Annotated in this window: 28 protein-coding genes and 3 pseudogenes; 8 read left to right on the forward strand and 23 right to left on the reverse strand. The window is 49.4% G+C overall.

Annotated elements, in window-relative coordinates:
• Positions 1 to 320: 320 nt before the first annotated feature.
• From AC3RPL_RS02715 to AC3RPL_RS02805, 19 genes and pseudogenes are all read right to left on the reverse strand, one after another.
• Positions 321 to 623 (reverse strand): annotated as a pseudogene (locus AC3RPL_RS02715) (dpoa decarboxylase).
• Positions 624 to 625: 2 nt separating this feature from the next.
• On the reverse strand, positions 626 to 1,183 hold the full coding sequence (locus tag AC3RPL_RS02720) for a hypothetical protein (protein WP_490738884.1): 558 nt from the start codon (positions 1,181 to 1,183) through the stop codon (positions 626 to 628).
• Between the two features lie 190 nt (positions 1,184 to 1,373).
• On the reverse strand, positions 1,374 to 1,679 hold the full coding sequence (locus AC3RPL_RS02725) for a conjugal transfer protein (RefSeq protein WP_490738885.1): 306 nt from the start codon (positions 1,677 to 1,679) through the stop codon (positions 1,374 to 1,376).
• Between the two features lie 26 nt (positions 1,680 to 1,705).
• Positions 1,706 to 2,113, reverse strand: coding sequence for a cag pathogenicity island Cag12 family protein (locus tag AC3RPL_RS02730; protein WP_490738886.1), 408 nt, complete (start codon positions 2,111 to 2,113; stop codon positions 1,706 to 1,708).
• Positions 2,110 to 3,135, reverse strand: coding sequence for a P-type DNA transfer ATPase VirB11 (gene virB11 / locus AC3RPL_RS02735; RefSeq protein ID WP_000125558.1), 1,026 nt, complete (start codon positions 3,133 to 3,135; stop codon positions 2,110 to 2,112). Before virB11 ends, AC3RPL_RS02730 begins: the two co-directional genes overlap by 4 nt.
• A complete protein-coding gene (locus AC3RPL_RS02740) occupies positions 3,125 to 3,445 on the reverse strand; it encodes a hypothetical protein (protein ID WP_032722553.1) in 321 nt (106 codons plus the stop codon). The genes virB11 and AC3RPL_RS02740 overlap by 11 nt, the downstream gene beginning before the upstream one ends.
• 11 nt (positions 3,446 to 3,456) lie before the next feature.
• Positions 3,457 to 4,719, reverse strand: a complete 1,263-nt coding sequence (gene virB10 / locus AC3RPL_RS02745; RefSeq protein WP_490738887.1) for a VirB10/TraB/TrbI family type IV secretion system protein — start codon at positions 4,717 to 4,719, stop codon at positions 3,457 to 3,459.
• A 43-nt stretch (positions 4,720 to 4,762) separates the two neighbouring features.
• Positions 4,763 to 5,671 carry a P-type conjugative transfer protein VirB9 gene (gene virB9 / locus AC3RPL_RS02750; RefSeq protein WP_490738888.1) on the reverse strand — a complete coding sequence of 303 codons (909 nt, stop codon included), beginning with the start codon at positions 5,669 to 5,671 and terminating at the stop codon, positions 4,763 to 4,765.
• Positions 5,668 to 6,351, reverse strand: coding sequence for a VirB8 family type IV secretion system protein (locus AC3RPL_RS02755; RefSeq protein ID WP_004178111.1), 684 nt, complete (start codon positions 6,349 to 6,351; stop codon positions 5,668 to 5,670). The genes virB9 and AC3RPL_RS02755 overlap by 4 nt, the downstream gene beginning before the upstream one ends.
• Positions 6,344 to 6,481: a hypothetical protein gene (locus tag AC3RPL_RS02760; RefSeq protein WP_490738889.1), complete on the reverse strand. Its 138-nt coding sequence runs from the start codon at positions 6,479 to 6,481 to the stop codon at positions 6,344 to 6,346. Before AC3RPL_RS02760 ends, AC3RPL_RS02755 begins: the two co-directional genes overlap by 8 nt.
• A gap of 91 nt (positions 6,482 to 6,572) precedes the next feature.
• Complete coding sequence (locus AC3RPL_RS02765; RefSeq protein WP_490738890.1) at positions 6,573 to 7,643, reverse strand: TrbL/VirB6 family protein; 1,071 nt, start codon at positions 7,641 to 7,643, stop codon at positions 6,573 to 6,575.
• Positions 7,644 to 7,655: 12 nt separating this feature from the next.
• Positions 7,656 to 7,880, reverse strand: a complete 225-nt coding sequence (locus AC3RPL_RS02770; protein WP_032152566.1) for an EexN family lipoprotein — start codon at positions 7,878 to 7,880, stop codon at positions 7,656 to 7,658.
• An 11-nt stretch (positions 7,881 to 7,891) separates the two neighbouring features.
• Positions 7,892 to 8,593, reverse strand: coding sequence for a TrbJ/VirB5 family protein (locus AC3RPL_RS02775; RefSeq protein WP_490738891.1), 702 nt, complete (start codon positions 8,591 to 8,593; stop codon positions 7,892 to 7,894).
• A 17-nt stretch (positions 8,594 to 8,610) separates the two neighbouring features.
• Entirely contained in the window at positions 8,611 to 11,349 is a 2,739-nt protein-coding gene (locus tag AC3RPL_RS02780; RefSeq protein WP_490738892.1) for a VirB4 family type IV secretion/conjugal transfer ATPase, read from the reverse strand.
• Positions 11,350 to 11,361: 12 nt separating this feature from the next.
• Complete coding sequence (locus AC3RPL_RS02785; protein ID WP_490738893.1) at positions 11,362 to 11,667, reverse strand: TrbC/VirB2 family protein; 306 nt, start codon at positions 11,665 to 11,667, stop codon at positions 11,362 to 11,364.
• Complete coding sequence (locus tag AC3RPL_RS02790; protein WP_004178175.1) at positions 11,664 to 12,374, reverse strand: lytic transglycosylase domain-containing protein; 711 nt, start codon at positions 12,372 to 12,374, stop codon at positions 11,664 to 11,666. Before AC3RPL_RS02790 ends, AC3RPL_RS02785 begins: the two co-directional genes overlap by 4 nt.
• Before the next feature lie 117 nt (positions 12,375 to 12,491).
• Positions 12,492 to 12,710, reverse strand: a complete 219-nt coding sequence (locus AC3RPL_RS02795) for a hypothetical protein (RefSeq protein ID WP_004178172.1) — start codon at positions 12,708 to 12,710, stop codon at positions 12,492 to 12,494.
• A 4-nt stretch (positions 12,711 to 12,714) separates the two neighbouring features.
• Positions 12,715 to 12,930 (reverse strand): hypothetical protein, encoded by a 216-nt coding sequence (locus AC3RPL_RS02800; protein WP_490738894.1) that lies wholly within the window; start codon positions 12,928 to 12,930, stop codon positions 12,715 to 12,717.
• 71 nt (positions 12,931 to 13,001) lie between these two features.
• Positions 13,002 to 13,457: a transcription termination/antitermination NusG family protein gene (locus AC3RPL_RS02805; protein ID WP_009309974.1), complete on the reverse strand. Its 456-nt coding sequence runs from the start codon at positions 13,455 to 13,457 to the stop codon at positions 13,002 to 13,004.
• A 256-nt stretch (positions 13,458 to 13,713) separates the two neighbouring features.
• Here AC3RPL_RS02805 and AC3RPL_RS02810 point away from each other — a divergent pair, with 256 nt between their 5' ends.
• From AC3RPL_RS02810 to AC3RPL_RS02845, 8 genes are all read left to right on the forward strand, one after another.
• Positions 13,714 to 14,082 (forward strand): helix-turn-helix transcriptional regulator, encoded by a 369-nt coding sequence (locus AC3RPL_RS02810; protein ID WP_009309975.1) that lies wholly within the window; start codon positions 13,714 to 13,716, stop codon positions 14,080 to 14,082.
• Between the two features lie 596 nt (positions 14,083 to 14,678).
• A complete protein-coding gene (locus AC3RPL_RS02815) occupies positions 14,679 to 15,266 on the forward strand; it encodes a RepA family replication protein (protein ID WP_490738898.1) in 588 nt (195 codons plus the stop codon).
• 858 nt (positions 15,267 to 16,124) lie between these two features.
• Positions 16,125 to 16,361, forward strand: coding sequence for a type II toxin-antitoxin system CcdA family antitoxin (locus tag AC3RPL_RS02820; RefSeq protein ID WP_025861853.1), 237 nt, complete (start codon positions 16,125 to 16,127; stop codon positions 16,359 to 16,361).
• A gap of 2 nt (positions 16,362 to 16,363) precedes the next feature.
• Positions 16,364 to 16,678, forward strand: coding sequence for a CcdB family protein (locus AC3RPL_RS02825; protein ID WP_059339556.1), 315 nt, complete (start codon positions 16,364 to 16,366; stop codon positions 16,676 to 16,678).
• A gap of 373 nt (positions 16,679 to 17,051) precedes the next feature.
• Positions 17,052 to 17,834, forward strand: coding sequence for a SprT-like domain-containing protein (locus tag AC3RPL_RS02830; RefSeq protein ID WP_006122320.1), 783 nt, complete (start codon positions 17,052 to 17,054; stop codon positions 17,832 to 17,834).
• A 119-nt stretch (positions 17,835 to 17,953) separates the two neighbouring features.
• Complete coding sequence (locus AC3RPL_RS02835) at positions 17,954 to 18,139, forward strand: nucleotide-binding protein (protein ID WP_490738896.1); 186 nt, start codon at positions 17,954 to 17,956, stop codon at positions 18,137 to 18,139.
• Positions 18,136 to 18,600 carry a P-loop NTPase family protein gene (locus AC3RPL_RS02840; RefSeq protein WP_490738897.1) on the forward strand — a complete coding sequence of 155 codons (465 nt, stop codon included), beginning with the start codon at positions 18,136 to 18,138 and terminating at the stop codon, positions 18,598 to 18,600. Before AC3RPL_RS02835 ends, AC3RPL_RS02840 begins: the two co-directional genes overlap by 4 nt.
• Before the next feature lie 40 nt (positions 18,601 to 18,640).
• Positions 18,641 to 18,874, forward strand: a complete 234-nt coding sequence (locus AC3RPL_RS02845) for a hypothetical protein (protein ID WP_004178129.1) — start codon at positions 18,641 to 18,643, stop codon at positions 18,872 to 18,874.
• Positions 18,875 to 18,911: 37 nt separating this feature from the next.
• On the opposite strand, the gene AC3RPL_RS02850 is transcribed toward AC3RPL_RS02845, so the two are convergent.
• The 4 genes and pseudogenes from AC3RPL_RS02850 to AC3RPL_RS02865 form a co-directional block, all read right to left on the reverse strand.
• Positions 18,912 to 19,253 (reverse strand): hypothetical protein, encoded by a 342-nt coding sequence (locus AC3RPL_RS02850; RefSeq protein WP_039326088.1) that lies wholly within the window; start codon positions 19,251 to 19,253, stop codon positions 18,912 to 18,914.
• A 60-nt stretch (positions 19,254 to 19,313) separates the two neighbouring features.
• Positions 19,314 to 19,787 carry a thermonuclease family protein gene (locus tag AC3RPL_RS02855; protein ID WP_152660266.1) on the reverse strand — a complete coding sequence of 158 codons (474 nt, stop codon included), beginning with the start codon at positions 19,785 to 19,787 and terminating at the stop codon, positions 19,314 to 19,316.
• Between the two features lie 36 nt (positions 19,788 to 19,823).
• Positions 19,824 to 20,057 (reverse strand): annotated as a pseudogene (locus AC3RPL_RS02860) (MobC family replication-relaxation protein); the annotation flags it as partial.
• Positions 20,051 to 20,588 (reverse strand): annotated as a pseudogene (locus AC3RPL_RS02865) (hypothetical protein); the annotation flags it as partial. The pseudogenes AC3RPL_RS02860 and AC3RPL_RS02865, both read right to left, overlap by 7 nt.

The following is a 20,588-nucleotide window of genomic DNA, read 5'->3' on the forward strand; positions in this document are numbered from 1 at the left end:
GAAATATTACCTGGCTGCGACGGTGTGCGGGGCAAGCCCCCCACAAAAAACGGCACGTGGGCGTGCCTTTTTGCTCGCTGGGGCGGCAAAATTTTTGCGGCTCCCCCCGGCCTGCTTAATTCGCTGTGGGCGAATGTTCGCAGGTGGGCGCGGTTCCTGAAAATTAGCAATTTCTTCGAAATTGAATTTTCTTTCCGCGTACCACTTCATTATTTTTCGTCTTAACAATTTCTTCGAAATTGAAGCCAAAAATAATGAAGCCTTAAAATCCCGCCGCCTGTTAGTCTGTGTATTGTACAATACACTTTTGTTTTGTGTGATTACATCTGCTCGCGGTATATTTCAGTTCTGCACTCCCTTTCAGCTTCCAGTGCTTCACGATAGGCATCATCGTCAATTCTGGTTCCCTTTCGTTCGGCATATTCCCTTAACGTGGTGGCGTCTTTTTAATTCAGAAGCGCGATATGTAAAAGCAACCCGCCAATCAATCTACTTTCATAGATTTCATAATGAAGCCCGCAACCGCGATGTGCTTCTTTTTCTATCAAATCGTATATGACCGCCGCCGATATTCTGTCTTTATTTTTCGATTTAATATTCTGAATAAAAATATCATCAGCCATAATTACCCCTCCGATTTTTTCCTTTTGCTACGTTGAATGACGATTTTTGCGTCTTCCGGGAAATTCAAATGCTGTCGGATAAGGTGGGTTCTATACTCGCCAATTTCATTTATTGAACTGGAAGAAAGACAATAAAACCTTTCACGATAAACCAGCTCAAGTACCGAGATAGCCAGAATCAGACTTATAACTGACTCTATATTCTTCGATAGCGTCTCAAACACCAATTGCACGGTGGAAAGATTAACCCGAGTTATAACGGAAGGGTCATAGATACAGTAGATAAAAGCTATATACACAATTGCCCGTGGCAACAGATAAATGACGTTTGTCAGGCTACGCAACCATTGATAAATCAGAGTGGCGACAAATCTATAAAAAGGTCTGGACGTCAGTGCACGGTAATGAATGTGTGACAGGTCTTTATGGGATATTGATGTTTGCGTGATGCTATTCCCTCTTTCTACCCTGACAGGGATGATAGCGCTACTTTTATCATTGCGCAGAATAATAACAATGACAGCCCACGCGATGACAGGGAGCAAAATACTAGGTAACATAATAATTCTCCTGTATTAGCTTTTTTTATCTGGTTTTCTATTGGCATACATATGTATTAGTAAGCCAATACCCAAGAGAACCAGAACGGCCAAGATCATAAAAACAGTTGTCCCGCTAAGTGAAAGCAGGTTGTCTATTTTATTTGCCAAACTATCAGGACGTCCATAGCATCCTATGCAGTTCATAATATTACCCCCTTATGCGTCCGAACTTAGACATGATTTTGCTGATTGCTTCCGGGTCTGCGGCTTTACATTCGCCTAAAAAATCTTTTCGCATATCGAATGTTTTACCCGGATTAAAACGATGGTGTTTTTTAAAAGCGTTGATTTTAAAAAATGCGCGTTCTGCTGAACTGCATTCACTCCCACCACTATTACCCGTTGCTTTTCCGTACATGCAAAGAACAACTTCGCATGGGTCAGCGGCAAATGAATAAATCGGCGTTCCTGCGGTCAGGCATAATACAGCCGCCGTGATAACGGTTTTTTTCATGATAAATCCTTATTAGATTGTATTACTTAAATGGATTGACGAGAGAAATAAATGGTGGTTTCTCTGCACGTCAGACAATTAAAGACAGGCTGGTATTCAACAACTCCTTTTGCGCCATTCTGGCGAAGCCAGTTTTTGGCATTAAAAAAATCAGTACCGGATTGTGCAGTGACGACAATCCGTGTTGAATGAGCGACTGCGTAAAATACTGCTGGAGTCCATATTGTATCGTGGAAACTTTGTGCGCTGATTGATGATGTCCATTTACCGTTAACTGTCGGGGAAGGGACTATAACGTTATTATCACTCCATTGCGGTAAACTGGTATTTAATGGCTCTGCGGCTTTATCCCACTCTACAGGAACGGGAGGCGGTGGCGATGAACATCCGGTAACTATTGCCGCCAACATGATTACTTTAAGTTTCTTTATCATGCTTTCATTTCCTCAAAATATTGATTGCGATGGATTGGACGGAAATAAATGTCATTCATACGGCGGACATTTCCGTCTAAATCAATGCTCACAATCACGTCCAGGCTATCCAGAACCTTACGTAACATAAATGTATAGGGGAGCTGGGCGCACTGTGGATTTTCATAGCAACGGGTAATAAACCCGTCTATAGCTTCTTTCGCTGATCCTGCATGAATGGAGGTCATACTCCCTTCATGGCCGGAACCTGTTATTTTAAGGAAGTCCCAGGCTTCCGCACCGCGAACCTCTGTTAATAAAATTCGGTCAGGGTTCATACGGTAATTCCAGCGTAAAAGGCTAGCCGGGGTAACGATAGACCCTTTTTCATCTGATGATTCTGACGGATAAAAAAGATGGACGTAGTTTTTATGGATAAAGAACGTGATTTCCGGGTTGTCCTCAATGGTTGATATCCGAAGATGTACAGGAATATACCCTATCAACATTTTCATATAGGTGGTTTTCCCGGTACTGGTTTCCCCGGCGACCGCGAGCGTTTTACCGTACTCGACGCATTTCTCCATAAACAAAGGAATATTTTTTGTATTGTACAATGCAATTAATTCCTCGTCGTGCGTCTCCGTTTTTTCCTCGCCTGTTACCCGGTTATAAAATCCCGCATCGATATATGACTGATGCGGGATTTGTACCTTCGATGGCTTACGGATGGTGATAGACACCGTATCGCGCTCACAGGCCGGGGGAACAATCACCTGGCACCGTTCGCCAGATTCCAGCGTGGCTGACAGTCCCGGCTTAATATCTTCGATATTGTCGCCGTGGTGCTTTGCCAGGCACCGGGCAAAGTTGTAGCAATCCTCATAGCTCAAAGGAACGGCGTGCTGCTCCCATACGCCGTTGATTTTGGTATACAGCTCACCTGGACGGTTGACGGCGATTTCCGTCAGGCCGGGAAGCTCCAGAAAGTCGCCAAAGAAACGCTGTTTATAGCGGTCGAGGGAAATATTTTTAGCGGTCATCTTTTACCTCTTTCATCCGGGAAGAGAGTTCATCAACAGAAAGAATGAAGCGAGAACTGGCAGCAACCAGCCAGGCAAGCTGGAGTAAGCCAGACACACTTTTTCCTAACATGACCGCTTCACGGTCAGTTAAAGGGCGCAGGTGATACCAGATTTGATTGATGGCCATCCACGCCGTGGGCGGCGCAAACAGCAGAAACAGAAAACCCGCGATAAGTAATACAAGTGGTACATCACGCAGGCTCTGGCCGACAATTCGTGCAATGTACATAACCAGAATGGCTAGGCGCTTCTTGTTTTCTCTCGTCATAACGTATTCCTTTAGCGTTTGATTTTCAGTGTGTAAATGTTAGAGAAATCAATATCCTCTCCCGTGATCAGGTTGATGATCTCGCCCTGATTCTTATAGAGCGTTGGGGGTATATTGATGCTGTTCTCCAGCGTTGTACGTGCCATATCCGCCATAGCCTGGCGGCTGTTTTCCGTATAGTCCGTATTGCGGTCTTTCTTACCCGCGCTGTTGGATGCCCATGCGCCAATATCGGGGATCATGCCGACCATTAACGCGCCGCCGAACCGTTCCCAAAAGTGCGAATCTATCCAGCCATCGACGCCAGCCTCGCCCAGCTCGCCAGCCGCGCTGGTATCAACCAGCGGGATATCGAGATAAGGCGGCTGACGGGTGCGCAACTTCGTCGCAATGATGAATGCCCGCCCTTGCCCGTGCTTCATACCTTCTTCCGCTATGGCACGGTAAAGTAATGATGCCGTGGTGCCTTTCTCTATCAGCTTCGTGTTGCCGCTGGCGCTCCAGATGTCAGTAGTGACCGTGCAGCGAAGTTTCCCCGCCCGGTCAGATACAAAGCGGCGATCCAGTGAGCAGGGGATCGAGGTATTTTCCGGGATGTACAGGTCAGGGTTATAGGGTATCCGCCGTACTGGTACGGGGCTTTGCCCCGGTGACGGTGCGGCGGTATTTTGCGGCTGACCGGGAGGTGTGGCCGTGCTGCTGTCCTGTTGTCCGGTGGTCGTTGCCGATGTCAGCGTCATTTCCTGCTGCCGGGTTTTTACCTGGTTCTGTGTGGTGGCCGAACCGTCACGGCGAATAAGGAAACTGGCTTTATTGAGTTCTGGCGGGGCTGCCGGAGCCGCCTGCCCTGTTCCCGCCGTGCTGCTCTGGCTGTTGTTCTGCTGCTCTGGCTCTTCTTCGGCTGTATCGGTGGACATACCGAGATCGTTACGCTGTCGGTAATCGCTTTTGTTCGTCTGCGGGGCTGTGTCCTGTTTCTTTTCTTCCGTGGGCTGCCACAGGATATTGCGATAAACCCAGTTACCGCCCCATGCCAGGAAGATAAGCGCGACCGCGACAATGGCAAGAAAGGCGGTTGCTTTGCCCCGTTTACGCTTTTTCAGCTTGTTAACGGCGGGTTGTACCGGGTCTTTCTCTTCGTCGTCCTGCGCATTGAGAAGCTCGGCCTCCCTTTTAGCGCGGGCTTCCCGCTCAAGCGTGGCAATATCATCCTCAGCGTGTGCCGGGGACGCCTGCGCTTCATCCGGCACAGGCACTTTGTTTTCGTCGTTCATATGCGCGTTTCCTTTTATAAAAATATAAAAATATTTTTATAGGTTAATTGGATTCCGGTTTTTCCACTCTTTCCACCTGCCGGGATACGGTGGAACCATCGGCGGCGTGTACCTTGCCAAATCCGTTATTTTCCAGACCCACAACGGCATTACCGGAACGCAGTACCAGGCGGGGCGTCACTTCCTGAATCACCAGTACGGTGAAGTCGCCTTTTTTCTGGATGCTGCTGTTAACCACATGCTCTTTGCCGTTCAGCTCTTTGGTGACGGAAGGAATGGACTTAGACGGGGAGAAGCCCACGAACGTAAAGCGGCCATCGTCGTAAGCAAAATCGGGAACAATGTTGAAACTGCCTTTGCCCGGATATTGGGTGTAACTCCAGTTGCGGGGCGTCTGCGCCGAGTTCAGCGCTTTCTGGACGCTGGCCTGCTGCTGTTTCTGCTCCCACTCGCGCTGTCTGGCCGTCGCCTCCCGACTGGCTTTGTCCCGTTCTTCGCCCGGATAGCGATAGCTCACCTGGAAAGCGGGTTGCTGCGTCGATTTATCGTCAATGACGTTCAGCTCAACGTTGTACAGGCGCTTACTGGTGACAACCAGCATGTTGGTATGCCAGTCCCGGCTGTTCGGGGGGATCACGACCTGCGTTGTGTTGCCATCTTCTCCGGGCGCTCCCTGCGTGAGCGCGACCGGGCGAACGTTGACCCGGTTTGCATCCGGCGTGGCTTCCCACGCCTCATCAAAGCCGGGTTTGGCGCTTATGACCGCCTCATCGTTATCAAAGACCAGCGTTGTCATAAAGCCGGGTTTGGTGTTAACGACGGTGACGTTCTGCGGGTTATAGATAACCTGCTGAACGCGGGAGTCATAGCGGCTTGCCTGCGGTATGGCCGCACCCCATGCCGCGCCGCACATCATCAGTGCCAGTGCGGTAAACGTTAACTTTTTCATCATTCACCTCCCCGGATTTCGCGGTCGGTCTGCCAACTGGTGACGGTAAAGCCGAAGTAGTTGATCTCGCGTTCCGCATCGCTCATTTCCTTGTCAGGGTCAGAATGGAACGTGAACCGGGCATCCCAATATTCGTTGCGGGTGCTGTTATCAGCCAGACGGCGGATAATCTTCTTGTAGCGGATGGTGGCGACCCTATCAGGGGCTGTCGCATCGGTGATCTGGTTGGACAAGATCTCCACTTTCACGGTGTGCGCCCCGTTCTTATAAACCTTGTCAGGGGCGTTTTTTCCGGCGTAAAGCGCCAGATAGTCATCGTTTACCTGGGGAGCGTTGTAGACCTGTACCGTCTCGTAGTCGTCCTGCAAAGATGGATAGACATACCTCTCACGTACTTTGACGTAGTTTGCGGCCATCGCCTTTTGATAGGCTTCTGTTGCGGTCAGGCTGGTTTTCGATGTCCGGGTAACGTGTTCCACCCGTCCCGTGTGGTTATCCACGGTATACAGCTCGACGTCCGTCTGTTTCAGTGGCAACATCACGACCACGGCGACGAGCGCCAGTACCGCAATCAGCAGACCCACGCCGCCAACAACAAAACCGGCTTTCGTGGCGCGTTTATCCCGCTCAATCATTTGCTGCTCAAAGGTGCGGGATTCAGCAATTAATTTCTGTTCACTCATGACTGTTTAACTCCGCCATAATTTGAGGGGTGTTTACGGGTTCTCCCTTACCGCTAAAGGCAGAGGGAGGCGTGTTCTGGGCGCAGCCAGAAAGCGCGCACAGCAAAGCCAGCGCAATCAAGAGTTTCATCAATGATTTCCTCAACTGAATTAGAAATATGAAAATATAATTATATTTTCATAGGTTGGTATTTCGGGGGGATGGGCTGGAGACGTCTGGCCTAGCTGTTGAACTTCTTAACCGCGGAATCTCTCGACTGTGCCAGCCTCCGCGCTTCGTTCCGGGCTATCATCTGCTCAATCGCGTATTTACGCGCTTTAGAAGCGTTATAGCCTAATTCACCTCCGGGCTTGCCAGGCTTACCTGCATTTGCATCCTTCCAGCCCTGAATGTTGTCCTGGGCGGAACGTTTGGTTTCTTTAACTGCTCCCCCGGCCAGCTTCCCGGCACCAAAAGCAGCAGCACCGATACCTACAGCGGCCAGCCCCTGCATGGATACGGTAGCACTTGCCCCGGCCAGTGCTGCGGCTACTTTAGCGGAGATATACACCAGTATTGCGGCGCAGAAACCAGCAAGACAGACTTGTGCTCCTAATTCTACGATATTTGCTTTACCCGCTTGTGCGGTGGCTTCTGCCATTCTCGACGTTAAAAAATTGATAACAATACGAAGAGATAAAGCTGAAAATAGTATGGTTAATATCGCTGCAAAAATATTTTGTAGCCAGTTGTTGAACATCGGGCGCAGGAAGCCATACATCAGGCAAAAGATAAAAATAGGCGCGGTGATGCTAAGTAGCATAATCATGACTTCGGCAACCATCGACACAAAAGCCGTTACAATCATCAGCGCGAAAGTACCAAGCCAGACATAGAATTGAGCTGTCCAACCCTCATCTTTAACATAAGTGGAATTATCCATGTTATGTAGAGTTTTTCCTAATACTCTTGCACTTTTCCATAAGTTATCTAACATTTGCCATATGTTTTCTCCGCCGGAAAACCCCTCCTTTAGTCCGTTGATTGCGTCTATAACTCCATCGAGATAACCACTGACGTTAGCCACAAAAGACAGGATGATCGCCATCCGCATGATGTCCCACATCGTGTCTTCCATAGGCGTGGAGAGTTTACCCGCTAACGTCTGGTAGCCACGCCACATGATGTACAATGTGGCTGACGTTGCCGCCAGCCCCATCATCATGTTGGAGTAGATCATCATCTGCCCTTGGGCTACGTTGGTTAGCCCGCCAATTAAATTTTTCTCTACTGACGAAAAAATACCAGCCATGAGTAAAACCCTCTAATTAAAATCTATTTCTGGAGCATTTAGTTGCTGTATTTGCCAGTGGGCTTCATTAGCGTTTTTACAATTTTCTGATGCACTCCCTGTTTTCTGACATTTGTCATAAACAATTTTTAATTCATCTGGATGGTCACGATACCACTTTGTGGTTTTGGCTTCTTCTTTGCACCCAGCCAGAGAAACGATACTTGATATGATTGTAAATAATATGATTTTTTTCATATGTGACTCCATTAGTTAAAATTTATATCGGGAGCATTTAATTGTTGTTGATTCCACTGTTTAATACGCTCCGCCTCAAGCGCATTTTCGCGCTTCTCTGCTGCTTTTACGCTCATTTCCCATTGGGTGGTAAGCGTATTCAGCATGACAGATTTTAGCTGAATACTGTTTGCAAGGTCTTGAGATTCTTTCGAATCTTTGGCTAGCGCTACCCTGTTGGAGAGGCTGTTAATTTCCCCCAGGGTCTGGCTTACCTGATTCTGAACCTCGTCGGTTTGCTCAAGCTGGATAGCCTTGTTGATGACCTGCTGCTTGCATACGTTGGCATAACTTCCCGATTGTGCCGTGTTGCAGGTGTCGAAAATTTTATACTTCTCGTACAACGCATCGAACTGCCCGGAGGAACCGCCGGAGAGAAGCAAATCATTCAGTGCCTGTCCGGGTTTACGCAGCTTTTCAAGGTCAGCTTTCAGGCCTTTGGCCTGATCTACAAAATCAGCAATATCACGAACGCCAGTGGCCGTCGCCAGTTGGTCTTTATATGCCTGTATTTGTGACTGGTAGTGTCTGGCTGTTTCCATCCAGCGCTTTAACTCCTGCGCCCACTGCATGTCCCGCATAGGGTCAGCATCAACAGCGACGGGAATACCAGCATGAGCCAGTGGGCTTGCAATGAAGCAAGCCAGAATAAGAGTACGAAAGCGAGTTTTCATCGTGTATCTCCTTTGGGTCAGAGCGCTTTAGCCAGGTAGGTATCGAGCCATTCATGAGGCTGCATTCCTTCCCGGTAAATCGATTCGAATATTTCGAGGTTGGGGGCATCGCCGCTCATGACTTTGGTGTATCTGCCGATACCCGACAGGTCGAGCGTGACACGAGCGGCAAAACGTTTGGTATCGCCGCGCTTGAACTGATTTTTCACCACAACATACTGGCGGGCTTGCGGGTCAAGCCCTTTCACCACGTCGAACACTTCCGGCTCAAACTTCATACCGTCAACATAGTGTGCGCGGTCGGCGTTGGGGTTCGCCGCCAGAATCTGTGTCCCGCACTGCTCAATCACTGCCGGAGCGATATCATCTTTGATGATCTCTGCCGGGGATTGAGTACCGACGACCAGCATCCCGTTCAGCTTACGGATGGTTTTCAGCTTGTTATAAGCAAAGTCCTTAAACACCGGGTCGCGTAACCACTTCCAGAATTCATCCATGAAAATGACCAGGCGTCGCCCGTCAAGCAGGCTGGTAATGCGGTACAGCAGATAAAACGAAATTGGCGCACATACGCTTGCGTCGTCCAGGAACTCCGTTCCGTCGATGCCGAAGTTATCGCAGTTGCTGATATCGAACGTGTCAGACTCGTTATCAAACACCCAGCCGAATTCACCGCCCTGCGCCCACTGTGACAGCCGAATGCTAAGGCCGTTTTCCTGGGCTTCTTTCGTAGCCGGCTCAGGCAAATTTTCCAGCATTCGGGTAATGCCGTAGACGCGATATTGCGGCTCGTCATTCATCACAGCATTAACCGCATCACTCAGACGGCGTTCATCGCGTGGGGAGATCGTCGAGCCGTTGCGGGTACAAAGGATTTTCATCAGTTGTTTGATGAAATTGATATTGCGTTTGGTTGCAGGCAACGAGAACGGATTCCACCCTGTAGACTCACCACTGATAACCCGGTAGTAACGGCCACCCAGCGCCCGGATGTTCATCTCTGCGCCCCGGTCTTTATCGAGGTAAACGGTTGTCAGCCGTTTGGTTTTGGCATCCGGGGAGAAACTATCCTCGCGCCCGTATTTCTGCTGCATGATCTCAAAGAACGTCATCAACATGGTTTTACCCGAACCGTTCGTACCGAGGATGCAGGTACTGGCCGGGTTCTTCTCGTTGAATTCGTCCTTATCTGCCAGTGTGTTATGCAGGTTGATATAGTAGCCATCGCCTGACGGGGTGCGCAGTAAAGCCATCGCATCCCCCCAGGGGGCTTTATCGCGCTTGCCCGGATAGAAATTATGGAGTGCGGCCAGCTCCACAAAGTTCTGGCTACTCAGCTCCCCTTTACGTGGCCGCAGGTTGTAGTTGCCTGGCAGTTGCGCCATATACGCCGCTGAAAGCGATATTTCTGCCGGAACAGGCGTTATCCCGATGTTGTTCAGCGCGTTACTGATTTCGTTAGTATCAGCAACCAGGCTTTCCAGCGACGGGGAATACACCATGATGGAAAAATGGTGCTTTCCGTAAGCGATTTTCCCCGATGTCAGCAGGTCAAGCGCCACATCCAGATCCAGCCGCTGGGAAACAGCATCGTCGTCGGCACTCATCAAAAGGCGACGGGTACGCTTAATGGCTTTTTTCGCTTCCTCGCGTGACATGCAGGTATAAGACTGCGTGATCACGTAATCGCAGGGGGCGTAAAGAAGGGAGTCCATCATCCCTGTGGCGGTTTCTTCGGAGAACTCTTTAACCTCCAGCCCCCGGAAATATTGCGTACCGTTGGCGTGGTTTATCTGCCCGGATTCAGCCGAAAAGAACAACGCCGCCGCCCCCATCACGTCATAGGCCGGGGTACGGGTGACGCGCACTTTTCGCCACTGGTGCGTTAGCAGATATTCATAGAAAGCCAGTTGCGAAGAAAACACCGCGTTTCCTTCGGTAAATGTACCGAGAGACCGCGCACCATAGCGTGACAGCGCGGTATCGAGCGTGCTTTTTATTTCCAGCATTTCCAGCAAAGCACCGTCCAGCTCCTTTAGTTTCTGGCTGTCTTTCATCCGTTTGCGTTCTGCTTTTTCAAGGCTGACAAACGGGCGATAGCAGACCGTTAGGAACAGGCGGTTGCGCCGGAACAGACCGACAGAAGCGTAGTAAAGACGGCTAACTTCATCTGCATACGGGTTGCCGGAATCTTTATGAAGATTGTCGGTAAACGTATTGCGGTCGTTATGGATATAGAAAGTAACGGGCATACCTTCGAATGAGCGGATTAGCCCGTGTAACTGGTTCGTCCCGAACTGGAGCGATTCGTCAGACTCGCAGTCGAACGGCGTTCCCATCAATTCCCAGGTGCAGTACAGATCGCTCTTAGGGGAACGAACCACATGCTGATGAATGTGCGATGAGTACGGGATGTACTTCTTGATGGTGGCACACTGATTTAGTTTCATGGCGTCGAGAAACTCCTTGATATCAACATCATCATGCTCAACGGGCATAAATGTTGTTGCGCCAAATAAACGGTTTGCTACCGGCTTTCCCTTCGCTCTCAGCCATACGGCAATCAGATTGAACCGCATCGGTTCATTTCTGGTAAGGGACTTCATCACCAGAAATTGCACAGGAAGTAAGAACAGGAGAGCGACGGAAGTCCAGATAGCAACGATGATGGTTACACCCGTGACGGCCAGCAGGAGCACCATTGGCACCCCCCACAGCGCCGCCGGGCGTTTCATTGCCTTGAGCAGCTTTGCCATATGTTCAGCCTCTTAGCTCATCAGCAGAGCGCCGATTTCACTGCCTCCGCCAATTAAAATGCCGCCAATGATGATGTAGCCGCACTGCGACAGGCTCTCGCCTTTCCACAGGGTCTTATAGCCAATCCAGATCACGGCCACGGTGATCGTGATAGCCGCCAGACCATGCAGCCCGCTGGATACCTTCTCCATGATGGTATTTGCCCGGCTAAAACCATCAGCGAACGCCGGACTGGCAGCAAAAATGCTCATGGCCGGAGTCAGAACATAAGCAGATGCACGGCTGATTAATTCCTTTACCTTACTGAAAAGTTTCATTTTTCTTCCTCTTTCGTTGTTACATCGCGATTTCCGCGCACAACCTGCGCGGGGTAATAGACGGTGGCCGCCTTTTTCTGGCGGAGTTGAGCCGGAACGCCGCGAACGATCGCCCCCGGCCACACCACGCGCGGGCGCGTCGGCGCATCCACTGGCGTAGCTTTCAGGGTGGCCGCTGGGGTTGCGATATCATCGCGGGTGCCGGGAACGGCATAGCGGGTATCCGCCGGGGAGTAACCAATCCGCTGTACATAGCTCGTCTTTGAAAAAGCGGGTTCCTGCTGTTGTCCGGTACTGAAATTGCCGGAGTAGTAGCAGCTCAACGCCCTTTTCAGGGTGCCGCCCCGCTGGTAGCAGTCGGTGATGATTTTTTCGTAGACGGAAAGATTGATGCAGGGATTGAAAAGGTCAGTAGCGGTGACGCCGTAACGCTTAAAATTGGTGCTGGTTATCTGCATCAGACCAACAGAGTAGCGGCGACCTTTCGCCTCAATCTGATTGGTGATGCTGACTGCATCCTCCTTACTTTTTGGCATGTGAGTAATAAAGCCTTTATCGCCGGGTTTCCGTTCGGGCTTAGGCACGATCTCAGCGATGGCATAGGGGTTGTAACCGGACTCCACCCTTGCCACATCGAGGGACGTAGAAGGGTGAACGGTGGCGGCACACTGCATAGCCACCGCCAGAAAAGCAGTGGTGGAAAGCATGGCAACCTCAGAACAGAAAACTGGTGATCAGCCAGATCCAGATGATGAACAGAACGAACAGCCAGCCAGCGAACGCAAGCCAGGCAGTAAGATTCTTCATTGTGCTGTCTCCCTGTTTTAACTCACAGGGGCAGCCTGCGGCGCTGCGTCATCTTTAGGTTCGAGGAGTACCAGCTTGCCGGAAACGGAAATACCGGGCGTGATCATGATGTTCAGCCCCGGCTTGCCGTTGTGTGCGAAGGCCGCACCGACTTTCGTCCAGTACGTATTTTTTTCGCCGTTCTCGTCGGGCTGGGTTTCCTGCGTGACGTACACGTTATAGGTGGGTTTTCTCATTGCATTACTCCTTCTGTTTCTCTGCGTGTAGCTGCCGGAGCAGCTCAGTACGGGCTTGCTCACCAAATTCATCCATTAGGAACTGGAGAAAGGTGCTTGGCCGGATATTTGATTCAGACAGGTAGCTGATTTCGCGGGCTTGCTTTTCTAACTCCTGATAGCGCTTTTGCCCGATGTAAATAACAGCCGCGATTGATTTGCCTGGTACGCTTTTCGGCATGAGGTAAAAACTCCTATGAAAAAAGCACCGCAGCTTATGAAGCCTGCGGTGCAAGGGAGGTCAGGTTGTGGTTAGTGGTATTGGTTCTGGAGTAGTTTTGAAAAGGCTACCTGGCGTTGGAGCGGAGACCTTATCAGAGAGAGTTCTTGAATTTTTGCCAGCAAATCCGGAGCAATATTTCGGCACTCGATAGCATCTTCATCAGGATTGAGCGCCATCAGACGGGCGCATTCAATCGCTGTTATCACTGATTTGGGGACGGTGCAGGGTGTTGAACCGAAGCTGACAAAACCATGAGCGCCCGGAATGGATGTGATTGTCGATGTATGCGTTATGTTGACGTCAAAGCAGAGGAAAAGATAATTAGGAAACAACACCTTCTCTTCCTGACGTACCGCCCGGCAATCCTTACGTGGCGTTACTTTGATATAGCGGGGGCAAAACACCTCGACATCCAGTCCCTCGACTCTTCGGGTGATGCGTTCAACATCCTGATTGTTGCAGTATAAAACGTACCATTCATACATAAGATCCTCCCTAATGGGCACAAGCCCCCATTTTCCGCCGTCCTAAGTTGGCGGAACTTAGAGCGCGTACTCATAGCTTAACTGTATAAATTTACAACTGGTATTTTATACAGTCATTTCGGGGTGTCAACATCAAGAACTGCTAATGATAATAACATCGAATGATTCAAAATCAACCTTTGATAGTGATTCATTATATTGACTGTGAGGTTTTTAACACCTTGTAAGATGGGATCCCCAAAGGGGGGTTGCATATATGGTGCCTAAGAGACTGAAAGAAGCCAGGATGGAGGCAGGATTATCGCAGGCAAAATTATCCCAGCTTCTCAGCGTGGAAGAAGGGGTTAATACACGCTCTAGATTTTCGAGCTACGAGGTAGGGAGAACGGAACCGCCGTTTAGTCTGGTTAAAAAAATTGCGGAATTACTCGACTATCCAGCGAATTATTTTTACACCGAGGATGATGATTTTGCTAAAGCTGTCTTGCAATTTCACCGAGAGCGCACCGATCCAGAGTCAAATCCGCATTACAATTCGGTAGTAATAGAAGCAAGAAAATTATCATCAAAGCTCGATAAGGTGAGAAAAACCGTAGCCCAGTTGAACGAATACCTGAAAGAGTGAGCTATAGCTAGATTACTGGTGGGACGCTGCCGCGCTTCGCTTGTCCAACCCCTGATTTCTACACAAAAAATTTGCGTAAAAATCAGGGGTTACGTGTTTTTAATGGTAGGATGATGTGAGCTAATGGAGATCTATATTAACAGTCTCAATGTTTTGTAATTCAAACAAGTTAATGAATTCTATACAAAAAACCAGATGGTGTTTTTGCAGATCTTTGATGTGATAATTGATCCTAATGTAACATCGTGGTAATTTACCGACGTTTACAGTATTCATGCGGGTGGGACGTTCCCGGTAATAGCGTCCAGGGAAGGGGGAAAGCAGAAGCTCAACCCCTGAATGCAGAAACCCCCTGAAAATCCCTCTCGGACTTGGCGGAACGGAGGATAATCAGGGGGTCAAAAGCAGGCGCTGGCCTGTGAAGGATTATAGCAAATGCATAACCTAACACAACCCCCTTACACCGCCATAAGTGCTGGCGGGTGTGACTGATAAGAGTCTCTCTCAAATCGTCCGTATCACCTACGGGCGTCGCAAAGCAAAGCCCCTGCTATAACGTTGCCTCGCGCAGGCGTCGCCGGTTCCTCAATCGGTGGATTAAGTCGCTGGCGACCGAAGCCGGGCGCATCAAAATCAAAAACGAACTTCGGCGCCGCATCCGGCACAACAAGTATTGGGTCAACGAGGCCAATAAATACGGTATCGAAACACTCTGCGAGCTGATGCTGGCCATCTTTGACGATCTGGATTTAAGAGACTGGCAAACCCGGCATAACCTAGAGACGCTTTCTGATCGCGCAGGTTTGTCTACTCGCAGTGATGCCGGAAATAAATCTGTCTCCCGTGCGAGTAACGGATGCGATCGCCTGGTCTGGCTGGATGCGATTATCACAGAGAAAGCAGCCTTCAATCCTTATGACGCCCGTTGTGCCTGTAAGCACATTGAGGTAACAGAGGATTTCTTTGCCATTCTCGGCGTTCCGCTGAAACAGGTCTACCGGGAACGCGCCAGGCTACTTAAGGCCGACCCGAATGAAATCATATCATCCGGGGATGTGCGGTTAATCGCAATCAGGGTTGAAAACTGGACGCGCAAGGCCGCAGCCGGATTAGCCAGGATGAAAGCGAGGCGTGACGCTGCTCGCCAGCGCAAACAGGAATACTACTCACCAACCTTTGCCTGACCTCCACAAACTACCGCCTTAGCTGGCGGGGATTCTGCACGTCTGCAATAAACCTCAGTACAAAAAATAGCCTAAACGTACAATAATTTTCGAAATCCAAACCATCCCCCCTGCCTGAATGACGGATTTTTCGGCGGTTCCGGCGTAGACCTTCCACAACTGCTGTATAGCTTGTGGGTAAGTGACAATGAAGTGCAAACGATATGCCGCAATTACTCTTTGGTTTATCTTTTAATTACTTACGTATTAAAAGATAAACCAAAAAAAATAAAAGACATTACTGTTATCCCCTTTAAAAAGTGGATAACCGAACAGCATCGGCGCAAGCGCCTCAAAAGTAGCTCCCCACGCTAAAGCGCGGGGCATTTAGATCGGAATCGTGAGAGGGCTAACAGCTCGCCTGTTAGCCGTCGAGGGATTGGACAAATCCGGCCTCGCCGGATGCGTCAGCAAATATCGCTGAACATCTTGCTTACACGCTCGTAAGCGGCTCTCTCGACCCGCTAACGCGGAGATACGCCCCAACTGCGGCTTCGCCTTGTTGTGACCACTCCGACCGCGCACAAAAGCCCCTGAGCCGCTTTTAGTGGGTTATGGCTTTGCAGGGTAAGGGATGGATAGGCGATCCCTTTGAGCCCTCATTGGTATCGGCGGATAACCCTCAGTGCTACCTGTCATTTCATCCTGCCGCCTTACATGCGCTGACGCGCATCAATCCCCGTTCCTCAATGGAACGAAAACTCACGCTAAACGGGAAAGCTACGCCGGAAGCCCTGATTTTTCCGCTACATTGCATTTTGGTGTTATGCTACGTCTAATGAGCCGTGTTTGTTACACGGTATTTGACGCGAGGTATTTATGGCAACAACACAACGAGCAACGCAAAGCGTTACTATGACCGTAGAACGTGCCTTACTCAGCCGTGCGCGTGAGGCTGGAATTAATCTCAGCGCCACTCTGACCGCAGCTCTTGACGCTGAACTACGCCAGTATGAAGCGAAAAAATGGCAGGAGGAAAACAACGAAGCGCTGGAAGCTCTTAATCGTTTTCACGATGAACATGGTTGTTTCAGCGATGAGTACAGGACATTTTAAAAATGCAGTTCACCGTATACAGTAACACCGGAAAGAGCGCCGTCTATCCTCTGCTGCTTGATGTAACCAGCGATATTATCGGCCAGTTGAACCGCAGGATTGTGATCCCGCTGCTGCCTGTTGAAAAGTACCCAGGCAGCACCCGCCCGGAACGGCTGGTTCCGCTTGTCAGACTGACCGACGATAAAGAATATGCAGTTATGACGCATGAAATGGCGAGTATTCCCGCCCGTTCTCTGGGGGCTGTGTTCTGCGATGCTTCCCTTCATCGTACCCAGGTTAAAGCCGCGATTGATTTTCTTCTAGACGGTATTTAATCCCACCCTCTGGGGCTGCCATTTTTGCTCGGTTAGCCCCAAAATTTGGTTCGCCAAATGCCTTTTATGTTAAATCCACGATTTCTATATAACAAATAGCGATTAGCGCTGTTTTCTCGCTTCAAGGCGTCATTTGTATACGTGATTTCCGGTCAAACTGGCCGATACCGCATGGTTAATTTTTTGTTAAGAACCACGAAAGTTTTAACAAATTTAACATCTTTCCATTTCCCCCGCCTTTCCCTACGAACCGTCGATAATATCACTTTCTATTTTTCTATAATTATATAATAATATGATTTCGGTCACGGTGTGGATTGCCGCCAAACCCTACAATTGTATTGTGCAATACAATTCCTATGGAGATAGTGTTATGTCCGATATCAAACCCGCAATTAAGGCATACAGTGAGCTTCAACAGGCTTATGACTGGTTCAATCTTTCCCTCTTTGATAAGGCTCTGCCGGATCTGCTGATTACGTTACAGCGCGGTCGTAACACCTTTGGTTATTTCGCGCCTGAACGCTTCACAGGGGAATCCAGCGTATCGGAGCTGGCGATGAATCCCGATTACTTCGGTGGCCGTTCGCTGGCCGATACCCTGTCAACACTGGTGCATGAAATGGTGCACGTGTGGCAGCATTACGCCCCCGTTAAAAAATGCCGGGGCGGCTATCATGATCGTGTATGGGGCGCGAAGATGGAGGAAGTCGGGCTTATGCCATCAAATACCGGCTTACCTGGCGGGAAAAAGAACGGGCAGCAGATGACGCACTACATTATCCGTGGTGGCCGCTTTCAGAAAGCCGTGTATGACCTGCTTAAAAATGGTTTCTCTATCTCCTGGTATGATCGCTGGTCTGACGGAGCAATCGTTACCTCAAAGATTAACAGCGATATCCTCGATGACTGGCTGGCCGTCACCGATGAAAACGATACTGACCTTATCAATCGGCTATCACTGACCGTCAGCAAATCCCGCCCGGAACTCATTCCAGACGATGACGATCTCAGCGTAATGATCAAACCGCCAGTAAAGGGTACTGGCACCCGCATGAAATTTACCTGCCCGGAATGTGGGCTGAACGCATGGGCGAAACCCTCCGCTGTATTGCTTTGCGGTGAGTGTCGATGTGAGCTTATGGCGGCAGAATAAAAAAAATGTATAAACCTATAATTATATTGTTATAGGTTTATATTTACTCTTTTGTGTGGCTGCGCTACACTCAAACCAAATCTATATTTTTCTATAAAAATATTTTAATAGGGGGTTTTATGACCGCTGTTATCGCGCTGGCTAACGGGAAAGGTGGGGTGAAAAAGTCCTCGATGTCACGGGCTATCGCCACCGAGTATACAAAAGCAGGATGGGGGGTTCTTGGGCTGGATATGGATATCGATCAGGGGTCTTTCCTGACTGGGGGCAACGTAGGTTGCGGAATGGTTTTGAACCTCCGGTGACAATTCAGGGATGCGGGACGGTTTCACAGGCGAAGAAACAGATTGAATCCGGGCAATGGGATTTGATTGTCATCGACAGTGCGGCGTATGCGACGAAATCGTTACTCAGCCTGATTGATATTGTCGATTTGCTGGTACTGCCGACAGGGTTTAGCGTAGACGATCTACGAACGACCGTTACGACCGTAAACGCGCTGCGTAACAAAGGGCATTCGACAGATAAAATGGCGGTGGTGTTTGCGGGGGTAAGTGAAAGTGAGAGTGAATATCGCGCGGCGCTGGAATACCTGCAACCCTGCGGCGTTCCCGTCATTCCGGGCGCTATTCCTTTTCTGACATCGTTCAGCCAGGCGCAGGATAAAGGGCTTGCTCTTACGGAGTCGCCTTTTCCTGGCCCACGGCAAAAAGCTGATGATGTTGTGCAGGGTGTGATCGACCGACTGACAACGCTTACGCAGTAGTATATAATAATATAATTATATTTATCTATGAGGTGATATTATGGCGAACGTCCCAGCAAAACCGCGCAATACCAAAGGTGAGCCGCCAAGCCAGGCGGACACGGAACACGGCTTTAATCCTACCCGGAAAAGTGCTGATGGCCGTAAGGCACAGCTTAACTTATACATTGATATGGAGCTGAAACGTGAGTTCCGCTCCATTGCTGCGGCCAACGATATGAAACATGGGGAGTTGTTCGAGGCGTACCAGGAATTCTGGAAAAAACATCATTAAGTCACCCGGTATCCCGGCCACTGGCCGGGTGATACCATCACTGAACGTAGCCCTGCCACTTATCCAGGATTCTTTTTTCCAGATCGACGTACAACCCGCCTCTGACCAGGAAACCGACCAGGGCAATAGCTATCAATGCAACGATGGCTTGAGCGCATCCCTCAGTAAACGATTCCGGCAGGTTTTGGCCTGAGTGCTGCATGATGAGGCCGAGTCCGAAATACGTAAGAAAGGTACAAACAAAGCCAATCATCCCGATTCTGGCGATCCATTCCGCCACTTTGAATGACCAGTATTTCAACGGCATCTCCCGTTTAATGTCACGAATAACCATTGTGTCTATCTTATGGGTCAGTGACTGAAATTTAGCGAATATCATAAGTCCCTCGTCCGTCTAAAAATTAACCTTACCATATCAGAATTATATAAAAATATAATCCTATTTATTCTGTTTGCGCCACTTCCACGGCTCCACTGGGTCAGACGACGACCACAGCCCGATTTTATGCCGTCTGGCTTCTTCTTCAAGGCGTAGCATTGATTCGTCACTGGCACGGCCATGATATCGATAAGCCCACGCCATACCCGCTTTAACCTGCTCTGCGTTGATATCGATACCGTCAATCATCAACGTTCCCAGCCAGCGGCCATAACTATCTGTATTGTTGGCTATGACCACAGTCTGTTTCTGGACAGCCAGCTTTAACAGGTTCTGCTTCGAGCGCTGGCCGAACGGTTGCCCCGATTCCGGGGCATCGATACCGTTAAGGCGAACTTTCACCATTTTGCCATCGGTGAGTACCTGGACAGTATCACCATCGACGACCCGAACAACACGGCCAGAAAAGTCAGCCAGGCAAAGGGCGGGGAAAAGCAGGGGCAGAAACACAAGCAAACGAGATCGGCATTTCATTTGTCACACCTTATAAAAATAGATTTATATGAATAATCACTGGCCGCCGCTGGCGGCTGCTTGCTCCAGTTCATCAATGGTGCGGAAAAGAAACATTTCACGGTTTTTCGTGTCGAACGGCACCGGAACGTTGTTCCTCATTACCGTTTTGATGGAGTCAAACAGCCGGATTAACGATGTTTTGGTTTTGTCATCCGGCATGACATACATCGCGTAGTGCCAGCGTCCGGCATCGCTGGCCGCCAGATGGCTGTTAATGATGTTGATATAGCAGACGGGCAGTCACGCAAATCGTCTATCGCCTGAAAAGCCATGAATATATGCACGCCTTTATCCCGTAAGGTTACAAGCCCTTCAAGAGCAGGGCGAGAAAGATGATATTTCAACTCGTCGAGGAAAATAGCAACAGTACGCGGAGTGCTGTTTATTCTGTCCCTGGTCTCTGCTATTTGTATCAGCCGAGTCAGAATCATTCTTTGTGCGGAAATTATCTTTTGATTGCGCGTTGAACCAATAATGTAGCAACAACCACCTTCATCAAAAACCTCTTTTAAAGAAAATCCTTTGGTGGCATTAATTGAGTTAACTAAAGCAATTTCTTCTAGCTCACCACAAAATGCGGGAACATCTTCACGTAATGACTGAACAAAATCAGTGTTAAATAAATCACGAAGTGTCATTCCTTTTTCATAAATTGCAGATGTATTTCTGGCTGCGCGATACCTGGCTGCGACGGTGTGCGGGGCAAGCCCCCCTACAAAAAACGGCACGTGGGCGTGCCTTTTTGCTCGCTGGGGCGGC

Source organism: Erwinia papayae (assembly GCF_058241465.1).

Excerpts from the sequence above, each read along its gene's own strand:
- AC3RPL_RS02720 (WP_490738884.1), bottom strand. The coding sequence starts at position 1,183 with ATGTTACCTAGTATTTTGCTCCCTGTCATCGCGTGGGCTGTCATTGTT.
- AC3RPL_RS02725 (WP_490738885.1), bottom strand. The coding sequence starts at position 1,679 with ATGAAAAAAACCGTTATCACGGCGGCTGTATTATGCCTGACCGCAGGA.
- AC3RPL_RS02730 (WP_490738886.1), bottom strand. The coding sequence starts at position 2,113 with ATGATAAAGAAACTTAAAGTAATCATGTTGGCGGCAATAGTTACCGGA.
- virB11 (WP_000125558.1), bottom strand. The coding sequence starts at position 3,135 with ATGACCGCTAAAAATATTTCCCTCGACCGCTATAAACAGCGTTTCTTT.
- AC3RPL_RS02740 (WP_032722553.1), bottom strand. The coding sequence starts at position 3,445 with ATGACGAGAGAAAACAAGAAGCGCCTAGCCATTCTGGTTATGTACATT.
- virB10 (WP_490738887.1), bottom strand. The coding sequence starts at position 4,719 with ATGAACGACGAAAACAAAGTGCCTGTGCCGGATGAAGCGCAGGCGTCC.
- virB9 (WP_490738888.1), bottom strand. The coding sequence starts at position 5,671 with ATGATGAAAAAGTTAACGTTTACCGCACTGGCACTGATGATGTGCGGC.
- AC3RPL_RS02755 (WP_004178111.1), bottom strand. The coding sequence starts at position 6,351 with ATGAGTGAACAGAAATTAATTGCTGAATCCCGCACCTTTGAGCAGCAA.
- AC3RPL_RS02760 (WP_490738889.1), bottom strand. The coding sequence starts at position 6,481 with ATGAAACTCTTGATTGCGCTGGCTTTGCTGTGCGCGCTTTCTGGCTGC.
- AC3RPL_RS02765 (WP_490738890.1), bottom strand. The coding sequence starts at position 7,643 with ATGGCTGGTATTTTTTCGTCAGTAGAGAAAAATTTAATTGGCGGGCTA.
- AC3RPL_RS02770 (WP_032152566.1), bottom strand. The coding sequence starts at position 7,880 with ATGAAAAAAATCATATTATTTACAATCATATCAAGTATCGTTTCTCTG.
- AC3RPL_RS02775 (WP_490738891.1), bottom strand. The coding sequence starts at position 8,593 with ATGAAAACTCGCTTTCGTACTCTTATTCTGGCTTGCTTCATTGCAAGC.
- AC3RPL_RS02780 (WP_490738892.1), bottom strand. The coding sequence starts at position 11,349 with ATGGCAAAGCTGCTCAAGGCAATGAAACGCCCGGCGGCGCTGTGGGGG.
- AC3RPL_RS02785 (WP_490738893.1), bottom strand. The coding sequence starts at position 11,667 with ATGAAACTTTTCAGTAAGGTAAAGGAATTAATCAGCCGTGCATCTGCT.
- AC3RPL_RS02790 (WP_004178175.1), bottom strand. The coding sequence starts at position 12,374 with ATGCTTTCCACCACTGCTTTTCTGGCGGTGGCTATGCAGTGTGCCGCC.
- AC3RPL_RS02795 (WP_004178172.1), bottom strand. The coding sequence starts at position 12,710 with ATGAGAAAACCCACCTATAACGTGTACGTCACGCAGGAAACCCAGCCC.
- AC3RPL_RS02800 (WP_490738894.1), bottom strand. The coding sequence starts at position 12,930 with ATGCCGAAAAGCGTACCAGGCAAATCAATCGCGGCTGTTATTTACATC.
- AC3RPL_RS02805 (WP_009309974.1), bottom strand. The coding sequence starts at position 13,457 with ATGTATGAATGGTACGTTTTATACTGCAACAATCAGGATGTTGAACGC.
- AC3RPL_RS02810 (WP_009309975.1), top strand. The coding sequence starts at position 13,714 with ATGGTGCCTAAGAGACTGAAAGAAGCCAGGATGGAGGCAGGATTATCG.
- AC3RPL_RS02820 (WP_025861853.1), top strand. The coding sequence starts at position 16,125 with ATGGCAACAACACAACGAGCAACGCAAAGCGTTACTATGACCGTAGAA.
- AC3RPL_RS02825 (WP_059339556.1), top strand. The coding sequence starts at position 16,364 with ATGCAGTTCACCGTATACAGTAACACCGGAAAGAGCGCCGTCTATCCT.
- AC3RPL_RS02830 (WP_006122320.1), top strand. The coding sequence starts at position 17,052 with ATGTCCGATATCAAACCCGCAATTAAGGCATACAGTGAGCTTCAACAG.
- AC3RPL_RS02835 (WP_490738896.1), top strand. The coding sequence starts at position 17,954 with ATGACCGCTGTTATCGCGCTGGCTAACGGGAAAGGTGGGGTGAAAAAG.
- AC3RPL_RS02845 (WP_004178129.1), top strand. The coding sequence starts at position 18,641 with ATGGCGAACGTCCCAGCAAAACCGCGCAATACCAAAGGTGAGCCGCCA.
- AC3RPL_RS02850 (WP_039326088.1), bottom strand. The coding sequence starts at position 19,253 with ATGATATTCGCTAAATTTCAGTCACTGACCCATAAGATAGACACAATG.
- AC3RPL_RS02855 (WP_152660266.1), bottom strand. The coding sequence starts at position 19,787 with ATGAAATGCCGATCTCGTTTGCTTGTGTTTCTGCCCCTGCTTTTCCCC.